Raw genomic sequence first — 23,987 nt, forward strand, 5'->3', positions numbered from 1 at the left:
GCGCGCGCGGTCTCCTCCGGAGACACGACGCGATGTCGCTTCGCGACACCATCGAACCCGCGACGCTTCGCGTCGCTCAACCGAGGCCCCGGCCGGTCCGTCACCTCCGGTGACGGCGGGGTGGTTATGGTGATCTGCGGTGTGCAGCTCTGAAAAGACAGCTGACTACGAAGTGTGGTCTGTCTAGCAGAATCTGTGCAGGTAGAGACGTGGTTGTCCTGGTGAGGGACTAGTACGTCAGGTCGGCCTTTTGGCTGCGTCCTTACTCTCTGGCGTTCCTCATAACTACAGTATGTGCTCACCCGGCGTCGACCGGCAACCCCTCAGAAGCTGACTCACCATCAGCTTTAGTGGGTCACACCCTCCACCAACAGGTCTAAACTACTAAACATCGCTGAGGACCCCTCGAAGAGCCCTTCGCGCGCCTCCGGCGCACAAGAAAACAGCAGCCGCAAGAAAGTCAAGGCTTGCACCCCTCCGACATTCCTAAAAAGGGCCGAATGAGCCCTATAGGAAAGGTCGTTGATGAAGCGCGACGTCACCGAGGAGGATTGCGGAAAAAGCAAGTACGAACACGCGCCGCGCTCTTGCGAATTCCGCATCGATAATGCGGGCTCCAGTCCTGTATGGGAGGATTCCAGCGCTTATGGCGGACGTATCGCGGGTCCGTCGCTGAACTGGTAGCGAATTCCGCAACTACTTGCAGAAGCGGCAGGAATGACGGATCGTAAACCCGCTCGGGCCTCAAGCAGCTTCGGGCGCTGGCAGTTGGCCGAACGCCTCGGGATGCCCAAGTGGGAGTGCGCACGTACGGCGCCGACTCAGCACGCGCGAGGCGCTGCCCGGGAGAGGGTGCGGCGTCGAGGGGACGCAGTCAGGCGCTCAGGCCGACGCCGCTGACGTAGGCGTAGGCGACCCAGTCGGAGTCGAGGTCGGCGATGATGTCGTCCCAGATCTCGCCGAGGATGTCGCCGTTGCCTGCGCCCCAGGCGTCGACCGCGTCGTCCCAGACGTAACGGACCTGGATGGTGCGGCTCTGCACGGTCGGTCGGCGGTATTTCTCCGGGACATCGGACTGGTCTACCGGGTAGATCTCCATGCGGGTGCCGCGCCCGTCGTTGTTGAGGTGTCTTTTCATCGCCCCTGAGCGCATCAGGTTTTCCCGGCGCCGGGACCAGTACGCGGCGTCGATCTTCTCCCGGGAGGCGCGGGAGGGGGTGGTCCTGCCCGCGCGCCAGTCCCGTAGGGTCCGGGGCTTGACCCCGGCCTCGCGAAGGGCTTCGCGGCCGGCTGCGCTGTCGAGGTAGCGCAGCCGGGCGGACAGGCCGCGTTTGGAGGTGACGGGCGAGGCGATGCCGTGCGAGTGCAGGATGCGGTCCATTTCGCGGGCGAGTGCGTCGCCTCCGCGCATCCCCTGGGCGCCGTGTTTCTGCCAGGCGCCCCATTCGCGTTCTGCCTGGTTCATGTGCTGCCCCCGAGTGTGTAGGTTTCCTTGGATTTCATGTCGGCTAGTCCGCGGCCCTCGCGGAATACTGTTTTCCAGTCTCCGGCGACGTGCAGTTCGTCGGTGCCGGACATTTGTACCACTGTCAGTCCGCCTCGGCGGGCCTTATCGGCTTTCAGCCATAGGTTGGCGAATGCTTGGGAGCGGATGATGTGCATCCAGTCCGGTCGGCGGATTTCTCGGTTCGCGCTGGATTCCCCGATTGTGGAGACGAACTTCGAGTACATCGCTTTGATGTATTCGGCTGTCACGGTGTCGTCGTCGGCGAGTGCGGTTGCTCGGAGGTCTGCGAGTGCGCGGCGTAGTTTTTCTAGGAGTCCTTCGGTGCTGCCGGAGGTGAATGATTCGTGGGTTACTGGTGGGTCGCACAGGTCGTTCTTGGCGCAGCGTTGGAGGAGGCGGAGGGTGGGTTCGGTGATCCAGAGGTTGCCGGGTTCTGTGCGTGCTCCGAGGGGGTTGGGTAGGTCGGTGTGGTCCCAGTCGGGCGGGGTGATCAGGTGCATCCCGGCTTTTTTGGGGTCGTGGTTGCCGCTGGTGTCGTGGACGAGGCGGCCGAGTGGCAGTCGGGTCTTCCATGCGGACAGGTAGGCGGCGTTGGCGTCGAGTGCGGTTACGTCGAGGGGGTCGTGGTTGCCGGATTTCACGGCTTGGGCGAGCGTGGTGTTGCGCCACTTGGGGCGTCCTTCCCAGATGGCGTCGGCGCCTTTCTGGGAGCGTTTTTTGAGGATGTCTTCGGTCGGTGGGAAGTCCTTGTGTTCGTAGCGGCCGGTTGTGCGGGATTGTGCGAACAGGGCCATGACGTCGGGGATGGCGCGCTTGATGAGTGCGGCTTGTGCGGCTTCCTGGTCGCCGTGGTGTTCGCGCAGTACTCGTGTCACGGTGGCGGTCACGGTGGCGGCCAGGTCTCCGTCGCCGGGGGGGGCGGTGCGGCGTGGGCGTGTCGCCGTTGGGGCTGGTGCTGCTGTCGGGGTTGTGGGTTCGGCTGTTCTGTCCGGTGCCGCGACGGTGGTGTCGGGGGCGGGGGTGGGGAGTTGGCCGCCGACGCACAGGCCGTGCATGTGTTGCGGCTTGCCGCCTGCGAGTGCGGTCGTCGGAGTGCCGCACAGTACGCATGGTGCTGCTTCGTCGGCGAGTCCGGTGTCTGGCGGCAGCACGGGCGGGGTGGCGGGCTGGGGGGTGCTGACGGGTGCCGGGTCGGGTTCCGGTGCGGTGTTCTCCGGGAGGGGGAGCGTGGGCTGCGGGGTCCGGTGTGCGGCTGTCGCGTGTTCGGGGAGCTTGGCGGCGGCGTGGGTGGGGCCGGACAGCAGGTCGAGGACGGGGAGTCCCCAGTGCGCGGCGAGGCGGTCGACGTCCGTCAGTGTCCAGGAGGCGCGCCCGGCCTGGCGGCGTGAGAGGCCTGTTGGGCTCAGTCCGATCGCGGCGGCCAGGTCTCCCTGCCGTTCCCCGGTGTGGGCCAGCAGTGCGGCTACGGTCATCCGCAGTGCTTCTTCCGTGCTCGTGGCCATGAGCGCCATCCTACCAACACGTGTTGCGATACTCGCGATTCCATGTGGTATTCGCAAGATGTTGCGTCGTGTGTGCTCGGTCGGGTGCCCTGGTGATCGTTCAGGTCACGGTGGCGGAGGAGCAGGCTGGGCGGGAGTGGTGCGAGGCTGTCGGGGACCTATTCTGCGAGGGGGTGAGGCGATGGCGTTGCATGCCGATGTGGCCGGGTTGCTGGCGGGGGCCGGCATCTTCGATGTGGACGTCGAGGAGGCCGTCGCGGACGAGCATGTCCGGTCGGCGGCGTACCAGCGTGTCGTCTCGGTGGCCGCTTCGTCGCGGAGTCGCGACGGGGACCGTGCGGTTGTGGCCACGATTCTGCGCGATCCCGTCGAGTTGGTGTCCAAGACGGCGGTGGTCGCTCTCGTGGACAGGGTCGCGGTGAAGGCGGGAGGTCCTGCTGAGTTCCGGCGGTGGTGGGCCGGGTTGCTGCCGGAGATCGGCCGGCTCGAGACGGTGGCGTGGCGTGAGTTTCTTCGTCGCCGCGTTCACGACTGGCTGTTCTTTCTGTCCGTCGGGGATGGTCATGTGCCGTCGTCGGAGGAGTTGGCGCGGGTCACAGATTGGATGCAGCGTCTCCTCGCTGAGACGTCGTCGTCGCTGGCGGTGCTTGCTGTGCTCGCCGAGTGCGGTAACCGCAAGAAGACGCGGAACATCGCGAGGAGTCGAGGCGGGTTCTCTGCGGTCTGACGTGGGTGCGTTCGGCGAGGGTCTCGGGTCTCTGGGCAGTGTTGTCGGCGGTGCGGGTTCCGGGTGCGGTGTGAGGCTGTCCGCTGTCCTGTCAGCTGGTCCTTGTGCGTGGTACCAGGTGGGGTGCGAAGCTGCGGAGTTTTTCGCAGGTTGCCTCGTGTTCTCGTTCGGGCTGGGGCTGGCTGACGATGCCCGCGCCCGCCTGGAGCCAGGTGTGGCCGTTGCGCTGGAAGACGGTGCGCAGCACCAGTGCGGCCTCCAGCCGTCCGTGTGCGTCGCAGGTGAGTACGGTGCCTGGGTACAGGCCGCGTTCGTGTTCCTCGAGTTCGTGGATGAGGGCGCGTGCCTGTGGTTTGGGGATGCCGGTGGCGGTCACGGTGGGGAAGAGGGCGGAGAAGGCTGTCCACGGGCTGTGGGTGGGAGGCAGGTTGCCGTGGATCGTGGAGGCCAGGTGCTGGACGCTGCCGCGCTCGCGTACCTCCATGAACGGCTCGACCCGGATGTGTGTGCAGCAGGTGGCGAGTTCCTCGCAGGCCGGTTTCGCGGATACGGCGTGTTCGTGGATCTCCTTGGGGTCGGTTCGCAGTTCTTCGCGCAGCGTGTGATCGGTTTCCGGTTCTCCGGTGAGTGCCCGGGTGCCGGCCAGTGGCTGGATGATGACGCTGCCGTCGCTGGCGACTTCCACGAGGGTTTCGGGGCTGGAGCCTGCGGCCCGGATGCCGCCGAGGTCGGGCAGGAAGGAGCGGGCGGGGGTGTTGTGGTCGCGGCTGTGTCGTAGCTGGCTGTGAGGTCGATGTCGTCCGGTACTGGGACGGCCCGTGAGATGGCGGCCTTCTGGAGGGTGTTGTGGTGGATTTCTATGACGGTCTCCGCGACGGCTGCGCGGTAGTTGCCCGTGTCTTGGGGGTCCGGCTGCGCTCGTGGGCCGTCTCCGGTGTCCGGGCCGTCGGCGCGATCGGGGTCGGGGGAGCCGGCGGGCGGGCCGTCGGGGAAGTTCTCCAGCAGCTTCCGCAGTGTCTCCAGGTGGGCCGGTCGCACCGTCCGCAGCCGTGCTTCGCCGTCTTGGATGCGTACCTCGGTCTCGGGGACCATCAGGTGGAGTAGTTCCTGGCCGGTGGGGGCGTGGGGCGGTTCGGTGAGTTCGAAGGCGGCCCGTCCGTACGCGCGCCAGTCCGTTACGGGGATCTGTGCGAGCAGCGGTTCCAGGGTGTGGGCGAGGTCTTCGCGCCAGGGGGTGTGCCGGGTGTCTTCCCGGTGCGCAGTTCGGCGCCGTCGGTGTCGAGTCGCACGCTCGCCAGGCTTCCGCCGGCGAAGGACCATTCCTGGGCGCTTTCGTAGGCGATGTACGGGGTGAAGAGGCCGGAGTCGGCGAGCGCGGCGAGCACGCGCGGTGGTGAGGCGTGGCAGGGCAGGCGTGCTGTGGTGTGGGCCGGTTTTCGCGGCCGGTTCGGGGATGTGCTGACGCTGGTGCTGGTGCGGTGGTGTGTGCTCACGGGTCCTCTGACTCCTTGCCGGGGGCGGGGTGGGAGGGGAGGGTGCCGTGTTCAGCGGGGGCGGCGGCCGTGGGAGGTCACGAGCGGGTAGGACAGGACGGTGAAGTCCGGGTCGTCCAGCAGGCGCCAGAAGTCTTCGAGTTCGTCCTCGCTGATGCCTGCTTCGTGGAGTTCTTCTCGTGCCTGGGCTGTGTTGGCGCGGTGGAGGGCGATGCCGTCGCCGCCGCCGGGCCAGGCTTGGGCGTACAGGGTCGAGCGGACGGAGACGTATCCGGTGTCGGGCATCGCGCCGTGGGCGTGGCGGCCCCAGAGCGGGTCGGCTCCCGTGGCCTCCAGCCGTTCCATGAGTGCTGTGTGTACGCGGGTGAAGAGTGCTGCGGCCTCGGCGTCCGGTGTGTGGAGGGGTGGTACGTGTCCGCGGTCGAAGTCCTCCGGGACCAGGTGGCCGCCTGGTTTGAGGGCGTGCAGCAGTTTTTTCAGTATGCGGTGGGGACGCGGCAGGTGCAGGAGTACCAGCCGTGCGTGGATGAGGTCGAAGGTGGTGTCGGGCAGTGTGTCGTTGGCGATGTCGTGGTCGGTCAGCCGCAGGTTGGCGGCGGCGTGCGGTGGCCGGTCCGGGGGCAGGGCGGGGTCGGTGACCGTCACCTGCCCGTCGGCGCCGACGGCGTCGGCGAGCCAGATCCCCAGGGGGCCTGCTCCGCCGCCGGCTTCGAGGCACTGCCGGCCGGGGCCGATTCCGGTGTGTGCCAGGTTCCGGCGCGATACGGGGTCGTAGCAGCGTTCGAGTGCGGTGGAGCGCGTCGTGCTCCATGCGGAGGAGTGGTCGAAGAGGTAGCGCTCCCCTGTCGGTGCGGGTGTGCTGTTCACCGGCTTCTCCGCATTCGTCGCTGTGTGCGCCCGGCTCCTCTTCCCGACTTCAGTAGAAGCGGCTGATGCGCACGTCTCCAAGTCCTGCCGCTTGCGGGTGTGTTGAAGGCGGTGCATGTCTGCGTGCGGTGGGCGGTGTCGCCGGGTGCCCGGTCGTGTCTCCGTGCGCCGGGCCGCTTTCCTTCCGGCTGCGGTGGGTGCGTCGTGGCCGGTGGGCGTGGGTGGTGGGTGCGGTCTGGTGGCCGGCGTCCCGTGCCCGTCTGCCGGTGGCGGTGTTCGGGCCGTGCCCGGCACCGGTAGGCGAAGACGGTCTCGAATCGTGGGGGTGTTCGTGTGCCCCGGGCTCCGGTGGGGGCCGGGGCGTGTTCACATCACGGCGTCGGTCTGAAGCGGGCCCGCGGTGATGCGCAGTGTCCGGATGCGGACCGGCTCTTGCTGGTCGAGGTAGAAGATGTGTGTGAACGGGGCGCGTACCACCTGGTCCGGGCTGCTCTTCTTGGCCATCGTCGCCTCGCCGCGCAGCAGGCGGACGCCGTCGTCCGCGGTCCAGAATTCCAGGACCTCGTGGGTGATGTTCAGTGGTGCGTCGATCTTGACGAAGAAGGCCTTGATGGCTTCGGCGCCGCGCAGGTGGGCGGTGCCGAAGAACATCTCGGTGTCCTCGGTCAGCGGCGCGAAGCCCTCGTCGAACTCCAGGGTGTCGATGGCGTCCATGAACTTCAGGACCCAGTCGGGCACGGCGGTCGTCTGTGCGGTGTTCTCCATGGTGGGGGGCTCCTGGTCAGACCGTGGCGGGCGGGGCGGGCGCGGGCGGGGTGGGCAGGGTGGTGAGGAAGGTGTCGATTTCCGCGTTGACGGCGTCGGGGTTCTCGCGGGCGGCGAGGTGGGCGGTGTGCGGGAGCACGCGGAAGGTGCTGCCCTCGATGGCGTCCGCCATTTTCCGCACCACGTGCACGGGGAACTGGCTGTCCTCCTCGCCGGCGATGATCAGGGCGGGCACGTTCTGGATGGTGTGCAGGCGGCGGTGCTCGTCCTTGCGTCCGATGAGGATGCTGCGCAGGGCCCACGCCACCGATTTGGGGTCGTTGCGCAGCACGGAGTGGGTGAACTCCGTGAATTCGGGGTTGGTGGCCTCGGCGGTGGGGCCGGCGAAGGCGGCGCGGGCGGCTTTGGCGGCCAGTGGCGGCATCGTCGCGTGCAGTGAGAGGAACGCGGACAGTGCGGTGGCCCAGATGCTCTCGGCGGTCGTGGGCAGGGAGGCGGTGCAGTTGATGCCGATCGCTGCGGCGGTCCGCTGCGGGTAGTGGGCCGGGAAGATCCCGGCGAGCATGCCGCCCCAGCTGTTGCCCACCAGGACGCATGTGTCGATGGCGAGCGCGTCGAGGATCTCGACGAGCGCGTCGGCGCAGTCCTTGAGGTCGATGAGCTTGCGCAGTGCGTCGGACTTGCCGTGTCCGGGGCTGTCGATGAGCACGACGCGGTGGGTGGGGGCGAAGTGTTCGTACTGGTACTGCCACATGGTGCCGTCCATCATCAGGCTCGGCCAGCACACCATGGCGGGGCCGTCGGGGCGGCCGCCGACGCGCACGTTGATCAGGCCCAGTGAGGTGGGGATCAGCTTCTCGGTGACTCCGTCGAGCCGGTTCGTGGCCATGATCGGTCCTCTCGGTGACTCCGTGGCCGGGGCGACACCCCGTTCCTAGTAGCGTAAAGCTACTAGTTTCGAAACGCTACCAGTCTTGGCCGTCTTCGGGCCCGCGGTGCTCAGCGGGACGAGGTGCTCAGCGGGCCTGCGGGCCGGGGCCGTCCGGCGCGGCGGGGGCCGCCCCTCCCCGCCCGGCGGCGGCGCCCTCCCCGGCGCCGCCCTCCCCGGCGGAGGCCGGCCGCAGAGCCGAGGCCTCGACCGGCTGGTGGCAGCTGCTGCACGCGAGGTACGGATTGGTCGGGCTGCCGCACGTGGTGTGCACCAGCGGGTGGTGCGTGATGTCGGTGCCGGTCGCGTGGGTCTCGGCCCAGCGCGTGACGGCCGCGATGGCGGGGACGACCAGTTCGCGGGCGCTGTCGGTGAGCGCGTACTCGTACCACGGCTTGTCGGGGCGGTAGGCGCGCTTGGTGAGCAGGCCCAGCTCGGTCAGGCTGTTGAGCCGCGCGGTGAGGATGTTCGCCGAGATGCCCAGGGCCCGCCTGAGTTCGCCGAAGCGGCCAGCGCCGAAGAACACCTCCCGCAGGATCTGGTAGTTCCAGCGCTCGGAGATCGCGGCCAGGAACTCCTGCCCGTGCTGGAAGGTGACACGGTCTCCATGGTCGGACACGGCTTCTCCTCTCCGGTGACCCCGGAAGTAGTTCTCAGACGAAAGTAGTTCGGCCATGCTACTGAGTGTCCCTTCCCGTGGAGCGGCCCGAGCACGTACCCGGGGGCACGCGCCCGGGGGCACGCGCCTGTGTGGCCGGCCGGACCGGGCCGGCCTGGCCGCCAGGCCGGCAGGCCGGCACCCGCCGTCCGGCCGGACGCCGCCGTCAGCGGCGCGCGGCCCGCGCGCTCGCGCGCTCGCGGCAGCGGGGGTGAGCGCGCCGTGTGGCCCGGGCAGGGCCGAGGAGGTGCTGCCGCGGCGGGCGCAGGGCAGGCGCAGTACGGGGTGCGGAGGGTGTGGTGGTCGCCCACGGGCCGGTCCGGGGTGCGGCGCAGGTGGAGGGCGGGTGGGGGGCGGAGTGCGGCGGCCGTGTGGCAGACGGGTGGGCTGCTACGCCGTTGCCGTTCAGTCCCAGGTGGGTGCCGAGGTACTGGATGAAGGTGCGGAGCTCCTCCCGGGGCGGGCGTCGTCCGGGGGTGGGCGTCGTTCCGTTCGCAGATGCCCCGGCCGGTGCCGGCGACGGCGGTCAGAGGGGGGGCCGGCGCGGTGGAGTGCGGTCACGGCCGCGAGGCCGGGGGCGGAGCAAGGCTTGTGCCTCGCCGGCGACGAGCCCGCTGGACCGGTGGCGCAGCAGGGCGGTGACGACCGGGCTTGTGACGGGGCCGAGTGCGGCGACGCGGATCTCGTGGCCGGTCATGTGGCCGGTCATGTCGCCACGGGGCCGCGGGTCTGCCACGGGTGGTCGTGGCATCTCCCGGCGGGCGCGGAGGTAGTCCGCTCCGGGAATCCGCGCGTTGGTCGGGGCGGTGCGCGCGGTGGGCCAGGCCGCTCGGGCGCGGCGTGTGACGCGGCGTGTGACGCGGCGTGTGACGGGGCCGTAGTGGCCGGGCCGGCCGCCCTGCCGGCAGCGCCGGACCGTACAACCGGCCAGTGCCACCAGGCAGATCCCCGCGACGGGCAGCTGCGCGGTGCTGACACCGCCGGCGCGTTCCCGGACCTGGCCGAGGGGCGTGGGCCCGGCGAAGCCACCGGGGCCGGGGTTGCCGATCGAGTTGACCGGCGCGGTGCCGGGGGCGGCCACCGCTGCGGCCAGGTACTGCCGGGGAACGGTGAAGAACGACGAGGCGGCCGCCTCGGGTCCGGCCGTCGCGACGCTCAGCACGACCGACGATCTGCACCGCAGAGGTGACGGCGGCGGCGCCCAGGACGATCGCGGCCGACACGGACCCGGAGCCGCGCACGGTGCGGTGAAGTGAGGTGAAGTAAGGTGAGGTGAGGTGCGGCTGGGCGTGCACGGTGTCGGCGGGCCCTCACCTGCGGTCTCAGCTCAGCGTGCGGCGTGCAACGGCGAGGAACTCCGCCCTGAACGGCTCCAGGCGCTCGGCCAGGCTCGTCCCGTCGCCCTCCTGCCAGACCGCCTGGTTCAAGGCGCGGGCGCAGGCGGTCGCCGGTGCGTGGAGGGCGGGGGCGCACAGCGGCTGGACGCCGCTCTCGGCTATGCGCAGGCCGTCCATGGCCGGCCGGGCCGTCCGGTGCCACTCGTCACCGACCTCCCACTGGAGCGGCCGTGCATGCCGTGCATGTGCGACGCCCTCGGCCTCCAGGCCAGACCGGATGAACGCCAGCACGGTCCTGATGCGCTCGGCACGTCGCTCCCCTCCGCCGGCGCCGCGGCCCGTCTCTGTTCCTCAGCCCGGTCGGCCGACCGCTGCGTCGCGCGCCGGGCCAGATACGTCAGCCCGCCTCCCACCGCCACACCGGCCATCGAAACCACCGGCGTCCACAGATCTCCTGCCATGGCCGACTGCTACCAGCAGACGGGTGAACGGGTCAGGCCGCGATGTCCGCTTCACCTCCCCGTTCCCACCGCAGCGCGATGAAGCCGGAGACCCGCTGCCGCCCGTCCCGCACGCCGAGAAGGAGCCCTCCCTCCCGTGTCCGGATCCGGCACGGTGGTGACCTCCTTCCTGGTGACCTCCTCCCCGACGGGCGGGGCACCGAAGTACGCGAGGAACAGCTCCTCGCTGGGCACCGGGGCCGGCAGCGGACGGGTCAGCTCCCGGGCGGCGCTCGCCCCCCGGACCTTCTCCCAGGCGGCGAACCAGGGAAGAAGATCCTCCCCGGTGATCTCGCACGCCTCCAGGAACGCGAGGCAGGACCCCGCCTCCCGGGGCACCGTGCGCCCGGTGGTGACGGCGCTCACCGTGGAGCGGGAAGCGCTCCGGGACCGGCCTGCCGCTCCATCTCGCGTATGCGGGGGCGGCCCGCCCTCGCATACGCATCGCGCAGCGCCCCGCTCAGATCACCCTCATCCCGTACGTACTGGGGCTTGGGCAGGACCGTGGAGCGCCACGCATCACGCGCGACCCTCGCGGCCGCCTGCTCGGCCCTGTCCCACCACACGCGGGCCTCCTCCTCTTCGCCGCCGCAGGCACACGCGTACGCGCGCACGACCTCCCAGCCCGAGGGCCTGCAGCCGCCGGCCGCCCCCCTTCAAAGCCGCCGCGGAGGACAGCGCGAGCCCGGCAAGCCCGGCGTAGGTCAGACCGGCAGCCGCACGCGGACGCCGCAGGTACTCGGCGAGGCCGCCGACCTCCGCGACGGTGTGATCGACCCGCATCTCGGGGCGGGCCATGACGGCCTCAACTCCCGCTGCCGGAGGTGACGGCGGCCTTCAGCAGCCGGCCGCCGCGTCCTCCTCTCTGCACGGCGGTGGCCACGACCACACCGACACCGACACCGCCCACCGCGAACAGCAGGACGACGCCGGCGACGGCCCTGTGCGCGACCAGGCTCAGGACCACGGCCGCGGTGAGGAACGCCACGAGCACCAGGACCTGCGGCATGCCGAAGCGGACCGCCTGCGGATCCGCGGGCGGAGGCGGAGGCGGATGAAGGGATCTCCGCCTCGCGCGAAGGGTGTGCGGTTTTCACGGGCATGCACCCCTAAGGACCGGGCCGGGCGGTGACCGTGAACGCCCACCGCCCGGCACATTGCTGCTGACTCACCGAACCGGGGACCGCGAGGCGCCGGCACACGCCTCTCGCATGCGGTCCGCGATTCGAACGGCCAGGCGCCGAAGGAGACTTGGCGGAACCCCTGAGCACGACACCTGCCCACGGCAGTCAGCGTCGCAGGCCCGGCGGCCCTGTGAAGCCCTTTGCAACGCTGGCCCGACTTCCCTCCGGCCACCCGTTGCGCCGCCGGCCCACCACGTGCTTCCCCCACACAGCTTGTTGAAGACCGCACCACACCCGCCGGAAGGACCCCGGCAGCGAAAACACCGGAAAACATAGCCAGAACGCGGCCAGAACGCGGGAGAGCGTGACGTGGGCGGGACACCGCGTACAGCCGGCCCCCGCCCACCGGTAAGGGCACCCGGCCCGGAGGAAGCCCGCTCCCCCACCCCCCATTCCCCTGCCGGGGAGGCTCGTTCAACGTGCCTCCCGCTTTCGGCGCCAGGCAACGGCGGGCAACGCTCCGACACTCAGACCACTGCCTGCCGCCCTCCGCAAGATCAGCCGGCACCGCCCCTGAGCCTGCTGACTCAACCGGCTGAGGGGAAATGGCTATGTGCGTGAGTAGCGACACCGTCTGTCGCTCAGTGGCGGCAGCGCCCGGTCTTGTCGGGAAGCGGTATCGCTGAGTTTCAACACCACTGGGGTACTTGCGGTGGGACCATCGAAGTGCACCGTGTGGTGAGGGGGCTTGGATGCCGCCGAAGTCGAAAGTCGATCTGTACGCGGCGATCCGTCGTGATTCCCGGGCCGGTATGTCGAACCGGGCCTTGCAGCACAAGTATGGGGTGGGGTTCCGCACGGTGCGGAAGGCTCTGAACTCGGTCTGGCCGGAGCCGCGCAAGAAGCTTCCGCCGCGCAGGACGCGCCTGGACCCCTACAAGGGGCTGGTCGACGAGATGCTGCGGGCGGACCTCAGCGCACCGCGCAAGCAGCGGCACACGGCCAAGCGGATCTTCGACCGGCTGGTCGCCGAGCACGGTGCGGACGATCTCACCTACGGGATCGTCCGCGCGTATGTGGCGGAACGCCGGGAGGAGATCCGGTTCGCGGCGGGCCGCGGTGTCGCGAAGGCGTTCGTCCCTCAGTCCCACCGGCCGGGAGCCGAGGCCGAGGTCGACTTCGGGGACGTGACGATCCGTCTGGCCGGTGAGCAGGTCAAGTGCAGCCTGTTCTCCTTCCGCCTGTCGTACTCCGGCAAGGCGGTGCACCGGGTGTCCGCCTCGGGCGGGCAGGAGGCGTTCTTCGAAGGGCACGTCCACGCTCTCAGGGTGCTGGGCGGGGTGCCGACCGGCAAGGTCCACTACGACAACCTGAACTCGGCGGTCGCCCAGGTGCTGGGGTTCAACCGGGCCCGGGTGGAGACCGAACGGTGGACCGCGTTCCGTTCGCACTTCGGCATCGACGCCTTCTACTGCCGGCCCGGCATCGAGGGGGCTCACGAGAAGGGCGGGGTGGAGGGGCAGATCGGCTACTTCCGCCGCAACCACTTCGTCCCCGTCCCCGAGGTCGGCTCGCTGGCCGAGCTGAACGCGATGGTCGACCGGTGGGACGAGGAGGACGAGGCCCGGCGGATACGTCCCCGTCCCCGGACGGTCGGCGAGTACTTCGCCGCGGAGCGTCCGCTGCTGAAGCCGTTGCCGGTGGAGCCGTTCGAGACGGGCCGGCTGTTCGCACTGCGGGTGGACCGCTACGGCCAGATCAGCGTCCGCACCAACCGCTACTCGGTGCCGGTGCGGCTGATCGGGAGGCGGGTGCGGGTGATGCTGCACGCCTCCGAGCTGGTGGTCTACGAGGACGGGGCCGAAGTCGCCCGGCACGAACGGCTGATGGCGAAGGCCGGATCGCGGCTGGTGCTGGACCACTACCTGGAGGCCCTGGTCCGCAAGCCGGGTGCGCTGCCCGGCTCGACCGCGCTGGAACAGGCCCGCTCAGCGGGGAAGTTCACCCCCGTCCACGACGCGTGGTGGGCGGCGGCCTGCAAGGCCCACGGCGACCGGGAGGGCACCCGGGCGCTGATCGAGGTCCTGTTGCTGGGCCGGCACATGCCGCACGAGCATCTGGTCGCCGGACTCGCGGCGGCCCTGCGGGCAGGGGCTCTGACCTCGGACGCGGTCGCGCTGGAGGCCCGCAAGGCGGCGGAGACCGACGACACCGCCGGGACGGCGGTGCTGCCTCAAGGGCCGCTGCCCGAGCGGTTCGGGCAGCCGAAGATCACGTCCCTGACCGAGCGGAGGCTCGCGCACCTTCCGCCCGACACCCGGCCGCTGCCCTCGGTGGCCGTCTACGACCAGTTGCTGCGACGACGCCGGCCGGGCGGCCGGCCCCGACCCGAGGGAGAAGAGCCGTGACCGTCAAACGACACCGCGGACTGACCGAGCAGGCCGCCGACGCGGCCATCGAGGCGTCCTGCAAAGCCCTGCGACTGCCCACGATCCGGGGCCAGTTCGCCGACATCGCCGAAGCCGCGGCCAAGGGCCAGATGACCTACCGGGGATTCCTCGCGGAGCTGCTGCTGGCCGAATGCGACGACCGGGCCCGCCGGCGTTCCGAACGCCGGATCAAGGCCGCCGGCTTCCCCCGGGAGAAGTCCCTGCGGCAGTTCGACTTCGACGCCAACCCGAACATCGACCCGGCCGTGATCCACACCCTCGCGACCTGCGAGTGGGTGAGGAAGGGCCTGCCGCTCTGCCTGATCGGGGACTCCGGCACCGGCAAGTCCCACCTGCTGATCGCGCTGGGCACCGAGGCCGCGATGGCCGGCCACCGGGTGAAGTACGTCCTGGCCACCAAGCTGGTCAACGAACTGGTCGAGGCCGCCGACGAGAAGATCCTGACCAAGACCATCGCCCGCTACGGGCGAGTCGACCTCCTCGCGATCGACGAGCTGGGATACATGGAACTGGACCGCAGGGGCGCCGAGCTGCTGTTCCAGGTCCTGACCGAGCGCGAGGAGAAGAACAGCGTCGCCATCGCCTCCAACGATTCGTTCGCGGGATGGACCAATACCTTCACCGACCCCCGGCTCTGCGCGGCCATCGTCGACCGCCTCACCTTCGGCGGGAACATCATCGAGACCGGCACCGACTCCTACCGCCTCGCCCAGACCCGGACCAGGGCCGAACAGACCGCAGACTGACGATCACAACGGGCCCTTCCTCGCCTCCGAGCCGCCCTCCATCAGGAGCACCGAGGAAGGCCCCCGGACACCTCCGAGCGATGTCCAAAACTCATCGACATTCTCTGGCTCGCGGGACACGAAACGCTGCCAGAACTCACCGATACGCGGTGTTCTTCCTCATCAACAAAGCCAGGGAAAGTGAAGAAAAGTTGACCACGCCTGGCGGCCTGGTCAACGCATGAGGAGTCCCACTGCCCCGGCAAAGGGCAGGCCAGACTTCTCACCTGAGAGCCGGCCCCGACGGGTCCGAGTACGGGGGACTGGGAAACGTCGAGGCCCGCCCTCAACAGGCCCACCGCCCGGTACGGCTCCTCCCGCCCACAAGGACAAGGACAGGAGGAGCCGCACTTCCCGCACAGACCCGGACCACAAGCCCCGCGCCCCCGGAACGCAGCGGCACAACCGACGGCCCGCCCGTCAGCCCTGAGCCTTACGTGTCTCTCCACACACCATCACCCGCCAGACACGCCGGACACCCACACAACCCCCGCACCCACCAACCACCAACCACGCCCCCCGGATCCGGCCCCGGCCCCGCCGTCCCCGGAGAACACCCGGAACCTGAACACCCCGCACCTCTGGCAGCCGAAGAACCCGTCCGGCGAAGCTGGGACGATGAGCGAAGAAATCTCTTACACCTGGCGCGACCCCCTCACCGACGAGGAGATGACCGACCTCACCCACTCCCACGGCGGCGACCCCGTCACCGGCTGGTGGAACAAGACCAAGGAACACAGCCTCGGCTGGGTAGGAGCCCGCAACAAGAAAGGAACCCTCGTCGGATTCGTGAACGTGGCATGGGACGGCGCAGACCACGCCTTCCTCATCGACACCAAAACCCGCGGCACATTCCAGCACCGCGGCATCGCCACCACCACCGTCCGCCTGGCAGCAGCCCACGCCCGCGCCGCAGGCTGCGAATGGCTCCACGTCGACTTCACACCCGAACTGAGCGGCTCCTACCTCAACGCCTACGGCTTCCGCCCCACCAACGCAGGACTGATCCACCTGCCCTCCACAACATGACACACACCCCCACCACCAGCCCTCCCCCGGCCCCCTCCGTTCTCCTCGGCAAAACCGCACCCACCGACACCCCCACCGCCACCGGCACACCTCCACACCACGCCGCCCCGACCCACCCGGAACAGGCCGGAACAGGACAAGCCGGAACAGGCCGGAACGGGGCAGGCGGGCGGACCCGTCCCGGGCGGGGCAGCACGAAACCCGGTGTTGCACCACACCACACCCACAGAAAAGCCCTACACTCGCGCGAAACACCCAACTCGCCCGGAACGGGATAAAATTATGTTCACCGCACGCATCGCCCTCGCCACCGCCGTCCTGGCAGCCATCGCCGCCCTGAGCAGCGCCACAACCACCACCGCCACCCCCGCCCCAGGACACACCCTCCCCACCGACTCCCCAGGACTCCTCAGCGGAAACGCCTAACCCCCACCAAACCCCCCACCAGACCCCCAGCCGGAACCCCACCGAAGTCCCGCCGAGATCCAGGCCCGGACAACCGGAGGCAGGTACAGGCCCGCGGCCGGCCGAGGCGGCGGTCGCCCCCCACCCCCACCCCCACCCCCCACCGGCCAGGAAACCCTCCACCCCCCCCCACCCGGCCACACAAGACCAGACCCCAGCACGAGTAACACTCAAGGCCACCGCGACCAAAACCCAGCACGCCACCACCCCAAAAACACAGCGACCATGCACCCACCCCCGCACCAGACCACACCCTCCCCACCGACTCCCCAGGACTCCTCAGCGGAAACGCCTAACCCCCACCAAACCCCCCACCCTCACCACTCCCCCCACACCCCAAAAACCGAGCGGGACAATGGCTCGCGGTGGCGCGGGCCGTCTGGCACCCTACGCAGACCGCGGAGACGAAGGCACCGTGGAGGCGAGGGGAGCACGGCATGGCGGCGGACGGCGGCACCCGCGGTATGCGGCACTGCGAGACGACGGCGCTGGGCGTGCTGCTGCGGCACCAAGGAATCGGCCTGTCCGAGCCCATGCTCTTCGGCCTCGGCTCCGGCCTCTCCTTCCTCTACTGGGACAGCAAGGCCATGGGCTTCCCCTTCCTCGCCGGACGGGTCAGGCCCTTCGACCTCACCAGGAACCTGGCCACCGCACTCGACCTGCAACTCCAGGTCCTGGAGACCACCTCACCCCGCAAGGCGTGGGCGAACGTGGCGGCTCCCCTCGACGCCGGACACCCCGTAGGGCTCCAGCTCGACAGCTACCACCTGGACTACTTCACCTCCTCGGTGCACTTCGGCGGCCACATCGTCGCCATGACCGGCTACGACGACCACGACGCCCACCTGGTGGACACCGACCAGCAAGGCGGAGCCGTCACCACCAGCCGGACCAGCCTCGCCCGGGCCAGGGCCGCACGCGGACCGATGTCGGCCAGACACCGGTCCTTCACCCTCACCGTCCCGAGCGACCCGCCCGACCCCCACGAGCGCATCACTCCCGCCATCACCGCCTGCGCCGACGCCTTCCTCCACCCGCCCATCGCCAACCTCGGCCACCGCGGCATCGCGAAAGCCGGAAAGCGGGTACGCACCTGGCTCCAGCGCACCGACGCCCCGGAACGGGACCTGCCGCAGGCCGCCCTTCTGATGGAGAAGGCCGGGACCGGCGGCGCCCTGTTCCGCAACCTCTACCGAGACTTCCTCGCCGAATGCACCCTGCTCCTCGACAGCTCCCACCTGCGCACCGGCCACGGGCTCTATGCCGAGGCGGCCACCCTGTGGACGGAAACCGCGGCGCTGATCGACCGAGCCGGTATCTCGGGTGACGCGCGGTACCTCGAACAGGCGGGCAACATCCTCGACGACCTCTCCCGTCTGGAGCGCGAGGCCATGCAGGCACTGAGCCACCTGAACACCCGGAGCAACCGCCCGGGACCGACGCGACGGACGTGACGTGACGTGTGCCGCGTCGGCGGACACACCACACTGCACGACCCGCGAGGCCGACGCCGCACATATATCGCGTTGTTCCCCCAGGGCCACCCGCATAGGGTCACGGGCATGTCGTTGCGTCTTCGTATGCGTGAAGCACTGCCCGAAGCAATGCGTGCCCGGGACAAGGCCGCGGTGAGCGCCCTGCGGGCCACACTCGCCGCACTGGACAACGCCGAGGCGGCGCCCGTGGGCGAAGCCGAACTTCGCGGTGTGGCCCTTGAGCAGTCTCCGGCCGGTGCCGGGGCCACCGAAGCGGCGCGGCAGGAGCTGAGCGAGCACGGTGTGGCGGACGTCGTACGCGCCGAGGCCACCGAACGGCTGGAGGCCGCGGCCCAGTTGACCGCGCCCGCACATGCCGACCGTGCCGCGCGCCTGCGCGAGGAGGCAGCGGTGCTGCTGCGCTTCCTCGACGGCTCCGACGCCGCGCGGGAGACGGGCAAGTGACGGAGAGCGCCGCCGCCGTCAGCGGCAGAGTCGTGGTTCTGGCGGGCCCGCCTGGCGCTGGCAAGTCGACCGTGGCACGACGGATCGCAGCACGGCACAAGCGTGCGGTGCACCTGCACACCGACGACTTCTGGAGCTACATCGTGACCGGGGCCATCCCGCCCTACCAGCCCGCCTCCGACGCGCAGAACCAGACCGTGCTGTCCGTGATCGCGGGAGCCACGTTCACCTACGCCTCCGGCGGGTTCGTCACAGTGGTCGACGGAGTCGTCGGCCCCTGGATGCTGCACCACTTCCGCACCGCCATGACGACGGCCCCGCACACAAGAGCCGACTACATCGTGCTCCGCCCCCGCCGCAAGATCACACTCGCCCGCGCCATGGCCCGCACCGAGCCCGGCGCCCTCGTGGACCACAACCCACTGGGACTGATGTGGGACCAGTTCGCCGACCTCGGCCCCATGGAACCCCACGTGATCGACACCAGCGAAGAGAGCATCGAAGAGACAACCGAGCGGGTGAGCGCCCTGCTCGACGGCGACACGCACCGCCTGCGGGCCGCATAACCCCGGGCACCCGGCCGGAACATCAGCCCTCGCCCTCACCCCGAGCCGAGTACACCCCGCGACCACCGGAACCCGGTGACCGCAGAGACACACCGTCCCACAGGTGCGGACGGCGGGCGGCTTACGCGGGTATCGCCCCGCTCCGGGCCGCCTTGTGGTGACGCGCGGTCAAGCGGGAGCCGGACTCGCGGCGGGCGGCGCGGCGCAGGAGGGGAACCGCGAGGAGGAATCCCAGGAGTGCCCAGGCGGCCAGAACCCCCGCGACCATCGGCAGCTCCCAGGAGCCTGCCGCCTCGGCCGCCCGTGCGGTGTCCGGCAGCAGCACCGAGCGCAGGCCCTGTGCCATCCACTTGAGCGGGAAGACGGATGCCACCTGCTGTACCACCACCGGCAGCGAGGTGATCGGGAAGACCGCGCCCGAGGTGAACAGCAGCCCCATCACGGGCAGCATGATCAACGCCAGCGCCTCGCGCGGATTGGGCAGCACCGCACCCAGTGCCGCACCCAGCGGAACAACAGCCAGCAGCCCCAGCGTGGTGACCCACAGCAGCGTCAGCCAGCCACCCGGCCCGCGCGGCAGCGGCCCGTCCACCAGCAGCGCCGTAGCCGCCAACAGCAGGGCCAAAGTGGCGACCGCCATGACGACCACCAGCAGACACTTGGCGACGAGATAGGCCGGTATCCCCCCAGGCGTGGCCCGCACCCGCAACAGCGCACCCTCCTCCCGCTCGGTCACAAGCATCTGCGGGAGGTTCACCAGGCCGATCTGCACCAGCAGATAAGCGGCAAGACCCGCGAGCACCAGATGGGCCATGGGGGTGTGCGTGCCGGGCACCTCGTCGCTGACGTAGGCCGCGATCAGCAGCGCGACCACCACGTTGGTCAACTGGCCCGACATCTCCTTGGGGTTGCGCAGAAAGTGCCGTAGCTCGATGCCGCCGCGGAGGAGTCCGGCACGCCAGAAACGGCGGGTGGAGGCGCCCGGTTCCCGCGCCCTGCCGACGGGCCCGCCCGCCACATCCGGCCCATCGCCGTGCTCGCTCGCCATGCCTGTCACGGATGTCCTCCTCATGCGGCCCGCCCCTCTCCGTCCACGGCCCCGGCCGGGCCGTCGCCCTCCCGGTGGACCATGTGCAGATAGGTGTCCTCCAGCGTCGGGCGACGGACCTCCAGACCGGCGATCGGACCCTCCGCCTCCCGGTGGAGTTCCCACACCAGCCGCGAGGGATCCACGGTGCGTTCGCGGCGCACCGTCCCGTCCCCGGACATCCAGCGGACCTCGGCCTGCGCGGCAGCGGCCCGGGCCAGTTCCGACGGGGTGCCGCAGGCACGGATCCGGCCGCCGACCAGCATGGCGATCCGGTCGGCGAGGCGCTCGGCCTCCGCCAGATCGTGTGTGGTGAGCAGGACCGTGACGCCTTCTTCGCGTGCCAGCCGTTCCACCAGCACATGGAACTCGTGCCGCGCCTCCGGGTCGAAGCCGGTGGTCGGCTCGTCCAGGAAGAGAAGTTCGGGGCGGCCGACGATGCCGAGCGCGACATCCAGCCGCCGCCGCTGACCACCCGACAGTTGGTCCACCTGCTGCCCGGCCCGGTCGGTGAGACCGACCAGCGCCAGCAGCTCGGCCGGGTCACGCGGGTCCGGGTAGTACGTGGCGAAGTGACCCAGCAGCTCCGCGACCCGCCAACGACGGTGATCACGCCAGGATTGCAGAACCAGTCCTGTCCGGCCGCGCCAGGCGTCGCCACCGCGCTCCGGGTCCGCGCCCAGGACGCGGACCTCCCCGGCCGAGCGGCGCCGGAAGCCCTCCAGGATCTCGACGGTGGTGGTCTTCCCCGCACCATTGGGGCCGAGCAGCGCGAAGACCTCGCCGCGGTGGATGTCCAGATCGATGCCGTGGAGCACATCGACACCGCCGTACGCCATCGCCAGCCCACGTACGCGGATGACAGGCTGGGCCGTACTGGACACGACAGACCCGGAAGGCTGTGCGGACAGAGCAGACGGCACCGGCATGTGCCCTGGCATCGTCATCGGTCTGCCTCCACGTGGTGCTGCCCTCGTGCCGCCTCGCTCGCGGCGGTCCCGGAAGCGTCGTTCTCCGTCGGCTTCGGGACGGGCACCGCCGTGGGCCCCGCGCCCTCGACGATCGCCCGGAGCGCCGCCACATGTCCCTCGAAGGCGAGGCGCCCGTGGTCCGTCAACCGCACCTTCGTACGGCGCTTACGGCCGCCGCCCTCCTTGTGGATCTCCAGATATCCGGCCTCCTCCAGGGTGTAGAGCTGCTTGGAGAGCGCGGAGTCACTGAGCGAGAGGCTGTCGCGGATGAACGCGAAGTCCGCCCACTCGGTGGTGGCCAGCAGCGCGACCACCGACAACCGGGTGGCGGGATGGATCAGTTCGTCGAAACCGTCGGGGGTGCTCACCGGCCCGCCCCCTCGGGGACCGCGCACTCACCGCGGCCACGCAGCGAGCCGACCGCCCAACGGCTCGTCGGCCCGATGACCAGCAGGAACACGCCTGCCGAGACCGTCGCCTGGATCAGGCTGCCGACTATCGGCTCCAGCGCCTCGACCAGATGGCCGGACAGCAGGACCGTCCCGCTGGTCACCACTGCCCCCGCGACGAACGTGGCGGTCATCCGCCAGTTGTAGCGGGAGCGGTGCAGCCGCATCCGGCTCCTGCGGTGGTAGACCACGGCCAGCCCTCCCAGCAGCATCACGTACACGGCGAGGAGCAGCCCCACCCCCCACAGGGGCGGATCCAGGCCGAGGCCGGCCAGGAAGACCCACATCAGCGCGGCCGTCGCGTACGCCGCACCCGGACCGCCCGAAGCGGACCGCTCGATCTCGTCGTACACCCGCTCCTGCGGCACCCGGATGCGTTGCAGGTCCCTCCACGCCTGTTCGGCGTCCACCGACGCGCTCACAGCCATCGCCTCCCCCATGCCTTGGAGTCCGAGAAGGGCCGAGACGGCGTGCAGCCGTGGAAACCCAACCCTTCTTCACTTTCCTACCGGGAAAGATACCTTCGGCTTTCCTGTTGGGCAAGTCGGGGTCGGAGGGAAACCGACGAGTCACCCGCCCCCGCGAACGAGACGCGACTTGGCGCGGTGTTTACTAAGGCTTGCCTTACTTCTGCTCGGCGACGGTGACGCGCGGGCCGACCCAGCCATGCGCAACGGCGCCCCGTCCCTGCCCGTCCCCGTCGAACCCACAAGGGAGAACGACAGACCATGGCACCGCCCAACCGCCGCCTCCTCCTTGCTGTCGCCACGGCCGCGGCCCTCACGGTCGGCGGCGCCCTCGCCCCGGCCGGCGCCGCGACAGCCACCGGCAGCGACCACGGCAACCGTGGCGACCACTCCCACCTCGGCGTCACTTCGGCACCGCTCGTGCGGGGGCTGTACCAGTCCGCCTACTCCGAGCGGCACGACGCGCTGTGGATCACCGCCTCGGTGGGGCAGCCCCCGGCCGCGGCCACCAGCTCCCACCTGGTGAAGGCCGACCCCGACACGCTGAAGATCGAGGCGGTGTACCCGGTGGGCGCCACTCCGTCCGGCGGGATCGAGTCCGTCCACGGCATCGACGTCGACGACGAGCACGGCACCGTCTGGGTCACCGGCACCCGCGACAACAGTGTCTCCGTCTACAGCCAGCGGACCGGAAAGCGCCTCGCCACACTGCCCGGTGTGTCGCACTCACGTGAGGTCGTCGTGGACCGCAGACGCGACACCGTGTGGGCCAGCGCCTTCGGCGACGGTTCCCTCGTCGCCTACGACAGCCGCACCTTCGAGGAGAAGAAGCGCGTCACCGTCGAGGGAGCCGGGCCCACGGGGCTCGCGGTGAACGAGCGCACCGGCACGGTCTACGCCGCCGATCACACCCACGACCGGATCATCGAACTCGCCGCGGACTCCGACGAGCCCCGGTTCCTCCCCGCGGGCGACGGCCCGCTGGCGGTCGCCCTGTCCCGGGACGGCCGCACCGCCTACACCGCCGACCAGACCACGGGCACTCTGTCCGTCCTCGACCTGCGCGAGGGGGACATCACCGCGACGGTGCGCACCGGCGAGGGCGCCAAGTCCCTTGCCGTCGCGCCGCGTTCGGGCCGGGTGCTGGTCGTCGGCCGGCTCGTGGGGAAGGTGTCCGTGGTCGACCCGCACAGGGGAACCGTCGAGCGCACCGTGGACACCGGCCCGCTGCCCAACCACATCGCGATGGCCGAAGACGGCACCGCGTTCGTCACCGACAAGTCCGGCACCGGTCCGGCGGGCGAGGACCGCCTCACCCGCATCGCCCCCGTCCACGGGACCGCACACCGGCGCAAGTGACCGACCCGCGAGTGACGGTGAGGGGCCATCAGGTCTGAGCAGGTCAGATCAGGTCAGGTCGAGCCAGCTCCAGCACCGGCCACCTGGTGAAAGACCCGCGGCGCAGGTCGCCTAGGGTATTGATCATGTCTCAGTCAAAGCCCCTCCCCCGCATCACGCACCACCGCACGAGCAAGGCCGTGCTCGCGGCCGTCAGCCTCGGCATGGTCCTCACGCTCAGCGCGTGCGACGACGGCACCGGCGACACCTCGGACAAGGGAGCCGGTGCCGCGGGCTCCAAGGCACCCTCGTCCGAGGCGCCCAGCTCCGCAGCGCCGGGAAGCCCCGCGGGCGACGAGCCGATGTTCACGGGGTGGCAGACGCAGACCGCGAAGAAGCACCACTTCCGCTACGACGTGCCCGCCGAGAGCGAGAAGTGGAAGGTCCTCGACACCGGTACCGCCGTCTCCTACACGGACAAGGACGGCAAACCGATCGTCGTCATGACCGCGGCCGCCAACTACCGCGAGGGCGGCTGCGCCTCGGCCCCCAACCCCGACGCCGTCGGCGAAGCGGGCAAGGGACAGTTCGCCACCGTCGGCACCACCGGCGGCGGCACCGACGGCACCCTCCAGGAGAACGCCCGCAACTGGGCGGGCAACTGGGGCTTCGCCGCGTACGGCGGCGCAGACCACAAGCCCAAGATCAAGGTCAGCGAGGCCAAACCCTGGAAGCATGGCGGTATCGACGGCTACACCGCCACCGCGGAGGTCACCGTCACCAACCGGCCCGGCTCGTGCGTCCCGCCGAAGGCCGTCGTGCACAGCATCGCGCAGAAGCTGCCCGACGGCACCATGCACGGCTGGGTGCTCTACGCCGACCAGGGAGTGCCGAAGGCACTGACCGCCGACGAGATCAAGAAGATCATGAGCAGCGTCCGCTCCACGGACGGCTGACACCCCGGCCAGGCCGTCTGCTCTCACCCGGCCGCGGCGATCCGCTCCCGCCCCTGACCGGGCCGCCCCTTCCAGA

General features: G+C 70.1%; 27 protein-coding genes. 11 read left to right on the forward strand and 16 right to left on the reverse strand.

Annotated features, from left to right (window positions below):
* Positions 1–874 precede the first annotated feature (874 nt).
* Both ACYVOO_RS22610 and ACYVOO_RS22615 read right to left on the reverse strand, forming a co-directional pair.
* Positions 875–1,465 (reverse strand): hypothetical protein, encoded by a 591-nt coding sequence (locus tag ACYVOO_RS22610; protein WP_461017501.1) that lies wholly within the window; start codon positions 1,463–1,465, stop codon positions 875–877.
* The gene (locus tag ACYVOO_RS22615) at positions 1,462–3,009 is read right to left on the reverse strand and encodes an acyltransferase (protein WP_461017502.1); all 1,548 of its coding nucleotides are present in this window, start codon (positions 3,007–3,009) and stop codon (positions 1,462–1,464) included. Before ACYVOO_RS22615 ends, ACYVOO_RS22610 begins: the two co-directional genes overlap by 4 nt.
* A 181-nt stretch (positions 3,010–3,190) precedes the next feature.
* Here ACYVOO_RS22615 and ACYVOO_RS22620 point away from each other — a divergent pair, with 181 nt between their 5' ends.
* A complete protein-coding gene (locus ACYVOO_RS22620) occupies positions 3,191–3,736 on the forward strand; it encodes a hypothetical protein (RefSeq protein WP_461017503.1) in 546 nt (181 codons plus the stop codon).
* A gap of 91 nt (positions 3,737–3,827) precedes the next feature.
* Here the strand turns inward: ACYVOO_RS22620 and ACYVOO_RS22625 are convergent, their stop codons facing one another.
* From ACYVOO_RS22625 to ACYVOO_RS22650, 6 genes are all read right to left on the reverse strand, one after another.
* Positions 3,828–4,967: a chorismate-binding protein gene (locus ACYVOO_RS22625; RefSeq protein ID WP_461018095.1), complete on the reverse strand. Its 1,140-nt coding sequence runs from the start codon at positions 4,965–4,967 to the stop codon at positions 3,828–3,830.
* Entirely contained in the window at positions 4,912–5,229 is a 318-nt protein-coding gene (locus tag ACYVOO_RS22630; protein ID WP_461017504.1) for a hypothetical protein, read from the reverse strand. The genes ACYVOO_RS22625 and ACYVOO_RS22630 overlap by 56 nt, the downstream gene beginning before the upstream one ends.
* A gap of 51 nt (positions 5,230–5,280) precedes the next feature.
* Positions 5,281–6,096 carry a class I SAM-dependent methyltransferase gene (locus tag ACYVOO_RS22635; RefSeq protein WP_461017505.1) on the reverse strand — a complete coding sequence of 272 codons (816 nt, stop codon included), beginning with the start codon at positions 6,094–6,096 and terminating at the stop codon, positions 5,281–5,283.
* Positions 6,097–6,462: 366 nt separating this feature from the next.
* Positions 6,463–6,861 (reverse strand): nuclear transport factor 2-like protein, encoded by a 399-nt coding sequence (locus tag ACYVOO_RS22640; RefSeq protein WP_461017506.1) that lies wholly within the window; start codon positions 6,859–6,861, stop codon positions 6,463–6,465.
* Between the two features lie 16 nt (positions 6,862–6,877).
* A complete protein-coding gene (locus ACYVOO_RS22645) occupies positions 6,878–7,750 on the reverse strand; it encodes an alpha/beta fold hydrolase (RefSeq protein ID WP_461017507.1) in 873 nt (290 codons plus the stop codon).
* A 127-nt stretch (positions 7,751–7,877) separates the two neighbouring features.
* Entirely contained in the window at positions 7,878–8,408 is a 531-nt protein-coding gene (locus ACYVOO_RS22650; protein WP_461017508.1) for a winged helix-turn-helix transcriptional regulator, read from the reverse strand.
* Between the two features lie 1,079 nt (positions 8,409–9,487).
* Here ACYVOO_RS22650 and ACYVOO_RS22655 point away from each other — a divergent pair.
* On the forward strand, positions 9,488–9,703 hold the full coding sequence (locus ACYVOO_RS22655) for a hypothetical protein (RefSeq protein ID WP_461017509.1): 216 nt from the start codon (positions 9,488–9,490) through the stop codon (positions 9,701–9,703).
* 66 nt (positions 9,704–9,769) lie between these two features.
* On the opposite strand, the gene ACYVOO_RS22660 is transcribed toward ACYVOO_RS22655, so the two are convergent.
* The 4 genes from ACYVOO_RS22660 to ACYVOO_RS22675 all read right to left on the reverse strand — a co-directional run bounded on the left by ACYVOO_RS22660 (position 9,770) and on the right by ACYVOO_RS22675 (position 11,293).
* On the reverse strand, positions 9,770–10,075 hold the full coding sequence (locus ACYVOO_RS22660; RefSeq protein ID WP_461017510.1) for a hypothetical protein: 306 nt from the start codon (positions 10,073–10,075) through the stop codon (positions 9,770–9,772).
* Between the two features lie 221 nt (positions 10,076–10,296).
* The gene (locus tag ACYVOO_RS22665; protein WP_461017511.1) at positions 10,297–10,650 is read right to left on the reverse strand and encodes a hypothetical protein; all 354 of its coding nucleotides are present in this window, start codon (positions 10,648–10,650) and stop codon (positions 10,297–10,299) included.
* Positions 10,647–10,898: a hypothetical protein gene (locus tag ACYVOO_RS22670; protein ID WP_461017512.1), complete on the reverse strand. Its 252-nt coding sequence runs from the start codon at positions 10,896–10,898 to the stop codon at positions 10,647–10,649. Before ACYVOO_RS22670 ends, ACYVOO_RS22665 begins: the two co-directional genes overlap by 4 nt.
* Positions 10,899–11,089: 191 nt before the next feature.
* Positions 11,090–11,293, reverse strand: a complete 204-nt coding sequence (locus tag ACYVOO_RS22675) for a hypothetical protein (protein WP_461017513.1) — start codon at positions 11,291–11,293, stop codon at positions 11,090–11,092.
* Between the two features lie 867 nt (positions 11,294–12,160).
* On the opposite strand from ACYVOO_RS22675, the gene istA reads away from it, so the two are divergent.
* The 7 genes from istA to ACYVOO_RS22710 all read left to right on the forward strand — a co-directional run bounded on the left by istA (position 12,161) and on the right by ACYVOO_RS22710 (position 18,643).
* Positions 12,161–13,816: an IS21 family transposase gene (gene istA, locus ACYVOO_RS22680; RefSeq protein WP_461017514.1), complete on the forward strand. Its 1,656-nt coding sequence runs from the start codon at positions 12,161–12,163 to the stop codon at positions 13,814–13,816.
* On the forward strand, positions 13,813–14,604 hold the full coding sequence (istB, locus tag ACYVOO_RS22685) for an IS21-like element helper ATPase IstB (RefSeq protein ID WP_461017515.1): 792 nt from the start codon (positions 13,813–13,815) through the stop codon (positions 14,602–14,604). Before istA ends, istB begins: the two co-directional genes overlap by 4 nt.
* 657 nt (positions 14,605–15,261) lie before the next feature.
* Entirely contained in the window at positions 15,262–15,672 is a 411-nt protein-coding gene (locus tag ACYVOO_RS22690; protein WP_461017516.1) for a GNAT family N-acetyltransferase, read from the forward strand.
* Positions 15,673–15,954: 282 nt separating this feature from the next.
* Positions 15,955–16,098: a hypothetical protein gene (locus ACYVOO_RS22695; protein WP_461017517.1), complete on the forward strand. Its 144-nt coding sequence runs from the start codon at positions 15,955–15,957 to the stop codon at positions 16,096–16,098.
* Positions 16,099–16,574: 476 nt separating this feature from the next.
* Entirely contained in the window at positions 16,575–17,591 is a 1,017-nt protein-coding gene (locus tag ACYVOO_RS22700) for a BtrH N-terminal domain-containing protein (RefSeq protein ID WP_461017518.1), read from the forward strand.
* A gap of 150 nt (positions 17,592–17,741) precedes the next feature.
* The gene (locus ACYVOO_RS22705) at positions 17,742–18,077 is read left to right on the forward strand and encodes a GatB/YqeY domain-containing protein (RefSeq protein WP_461018096.1); all 336 of its coding nucleotides are present in this window, start codon (positions 17,742–17,744) and stop codon (positions 18,075–18,077) included.
* Positions 18,074–18,643: an AAA family ATPase gene (locus ACYVOO_RS22710; RefSeq protein WP_461017519.1), complete on the forward strand. Its 570-nt coding sequence runs from the start codon at positions 18,074–18,076 to the stop codon at positions 18,641–18,643. Before ACYVOO_RS22705 ends, ACYVOO_RS22710 begins: the two co-directional genes overlap by 4 nt.
* Positions 18,644–18,764: 121 nt before the next feature.
* Here ACYVOO_RS22710 and ACYVOO_RS22715 read toward each other — a convergent pair whose 3' ends face one another.
* The 4 genes from ACYVOO_RS22715 to ACYVOO_RS22730 all read right to left on the reverse strand — a co-directional run bounded on the left by ACYVOO_RS22715 (position 18,765) and on the right by ACYVOO_RS22730 (position 21,578).
* A complete protein-coding gene (locus ACYVOO_RS22715) occupies positions 18,765–19,691 on the reverse strand; it encodes an ABC transporter permease (RefSeq protein WP_461018097.1) in 927 nt (308 codons plus the stop codon).
* Between the two features lie 20 nt (positions 19,692–19,711).
* Positions 19,712–20,569 (reverse strand): ABC transporter ATP-binding protein, encoded by an 858-nt coding sequence (locus ACYVOO_RS22720; protein ID WP_461018098.1) that lies wholly within the window; start codon positions 20,567–20,569, stop codon positions 19,712–19,714.
* 104 nt (positions 20,570–20,673) lie between these two features.
* The gene (locus ACYVOO_RS22725; protein WP_461017520.1) at positions 20,674–21,069 is read right to left on the reverse strand and encodes a transcriptional regulator; all 396 of its coding nucleotides are present in this window, start codon (positions 21,067–21,069) and stop codon (positions 20,674–20,676) included.
* A complete protein-coding gene (locus ACYVOO_RS22730) occupies positions 21,066–21,578 on the reverse strand; it encodes a hypothetical protein (RefSeq protein WP_461017521.1) in 513 nt (170 codons plus the stop codon). The genes ACYVOO_RS22725 and ACYVOO_RS22730 overlap by 4 nt, the downstream gene beginning before the upstream one ends.
* Before the next feature lie 300 nt (positions 21,579–21,878).
* On the opposite strand from ACYVOO_RS22730, the gene ACYVOO_RS22735 reads away from it, so the two are divergent.
* Together ACYVOO_RS22735 and ACYVOO_RS22740 are read left to right on the forward strand one after the other, a co-directional pair.
* Positions 21,879–22,976, forward strand: coding sequence for a YncE family protein (locus ACYVOO_RS22735; protein WP_461017522.1), 1,098 nt, complete (start codon positions 21,879–21,881; stop codon positions 22,974–22,976).
* A gap of 125 nt (positions 22,977–23,101) precedes the next feature.
* On the forward strand, positions 23,102–23,911 hold the full coding sequence (locus ACYVOO_RS22740; RefSeq protein ID WP_461017523.1) for a hypothetical protein: 810 nt from the start codon (positions 23,102–23,104) through the stop codon (positions 23,909–23,911).
* The last annotated feature ends 76 nt before the right edge of the window (positions 23,912–23,987 follow it).

It is taken from the genome of Streptomyces daliensis, assembly GCF_054782395.1.

Coding starts and splice junctions, on each gene's coding strand:
- ACYVOO_RS22720 (WP_461018098.1), bottom strand. CDS start 20,569: ATGGCGTACGGCGGTGTCGATGTGCTCCACGGCATCGATCTGGACATC.
- ACYVOO_RS22740 (WP_461017523.1), top strand. CDS start 23,102: ATGTCTCAGTCAAAGCCCCTCCCCCGCATCACGCACCACCGCACGAGC.
- ACYVOO_RS22615 (WP_461017502.1), bottom strand. CDS start 3,009: ATGGCCACGAGCACGGAAGAAGCACTGCGGATGACCGTAGCCGCACTG.
- ACYVOO_RS22675 (WP_461017513.1), bottom strand. CDS start 11,293: ATGCCGCAGGTCCTGGTGCTCGTGGCGTTCCTCACCGCGGCCGTGGTC.
- ACYVOO_RS22695 (WP_461017517.1), top strand. CDS start 15,955: ATGTTCACCGCACGCATCGCCCTCGCCACCGCCGTCCTGGCAGCCATC.
- ACYVOO_RS22700 (WP_461017518.1), top strand. CDS start 16,575: ATGGCGGCGGACGGCGGCACCCGCGGTATGCGGCACTGCGAGACGACG.
- ACYVOO_RS22640 (WP_461017506.1), bottom strand. CDS start 6,861: ATGGAGAACACCGCACAGACGACCGCCGTGCCCGACTGGGTCCTGAAG.
- ACYVOO_RS22645 (WP_461017507.1), bottom strand. CDS start 7,750: ATGGCCACGAACCGGCTCGACGGAGTCACCGAGAAGCTGATCCCCACC.
- ACYVOO_RS22610 (WP_461017501.1), bottom strand. CDS start 1,465: ATGAACCAGGCAGAACGCGAATGGGGCGCCTGGCAGAAACACGGCGCC.
- ACYVOO_RS22705 (WP_461018096.1), top strand. CDS start 17,742: ATGCGTGCCCGGGACAAGGCCGCGGTGAGCGCCCTGCGGGCCACACTC.
- ACYVOO_RS22620 (WP_461017503.1), top strand. CDS start 3,191: ATGGCGTTGCATGCCGATGTGGCCGGGTTGCTGGCGGGGGCCGGCATC.
- ACYVOO_RS22730 (WP_461017521.1), bottom strand. CDS start 21,578: ATGGCTGTGAGCGCGTCGGTGGACGCCGAACAGGCGTGGAGGGACCTG.
- ACYVOO_RS22735 (WP_461017522.1), top strand. CDS start 21,879: ATGGCACCGCCCAACCGCCGCCTCCTCCTTGCTGTCGCCACGGCCGCG.
- ACYVOO_RS22715 (WP_461018097.1), bottom strand. CDS start 19,691: ATGGCGAGCGAGCACGGCGATGGGCCGGATGTGGCGGGCGGGCCCGTC.
- ACYVOO_RS22690 (WP_461017516.1), top strand. CDS start 15,262: ATGAGCGAAGAAATCTCTTACACCTGGCGCGACCCCCTCACCGACGAG.
- istA (WP_461017514.1), top strand. CDS start 12,161: ATGCCGCCGAAGTCGAAAGTCGATCTGTACGCGGCGATCCGTCGTGAT.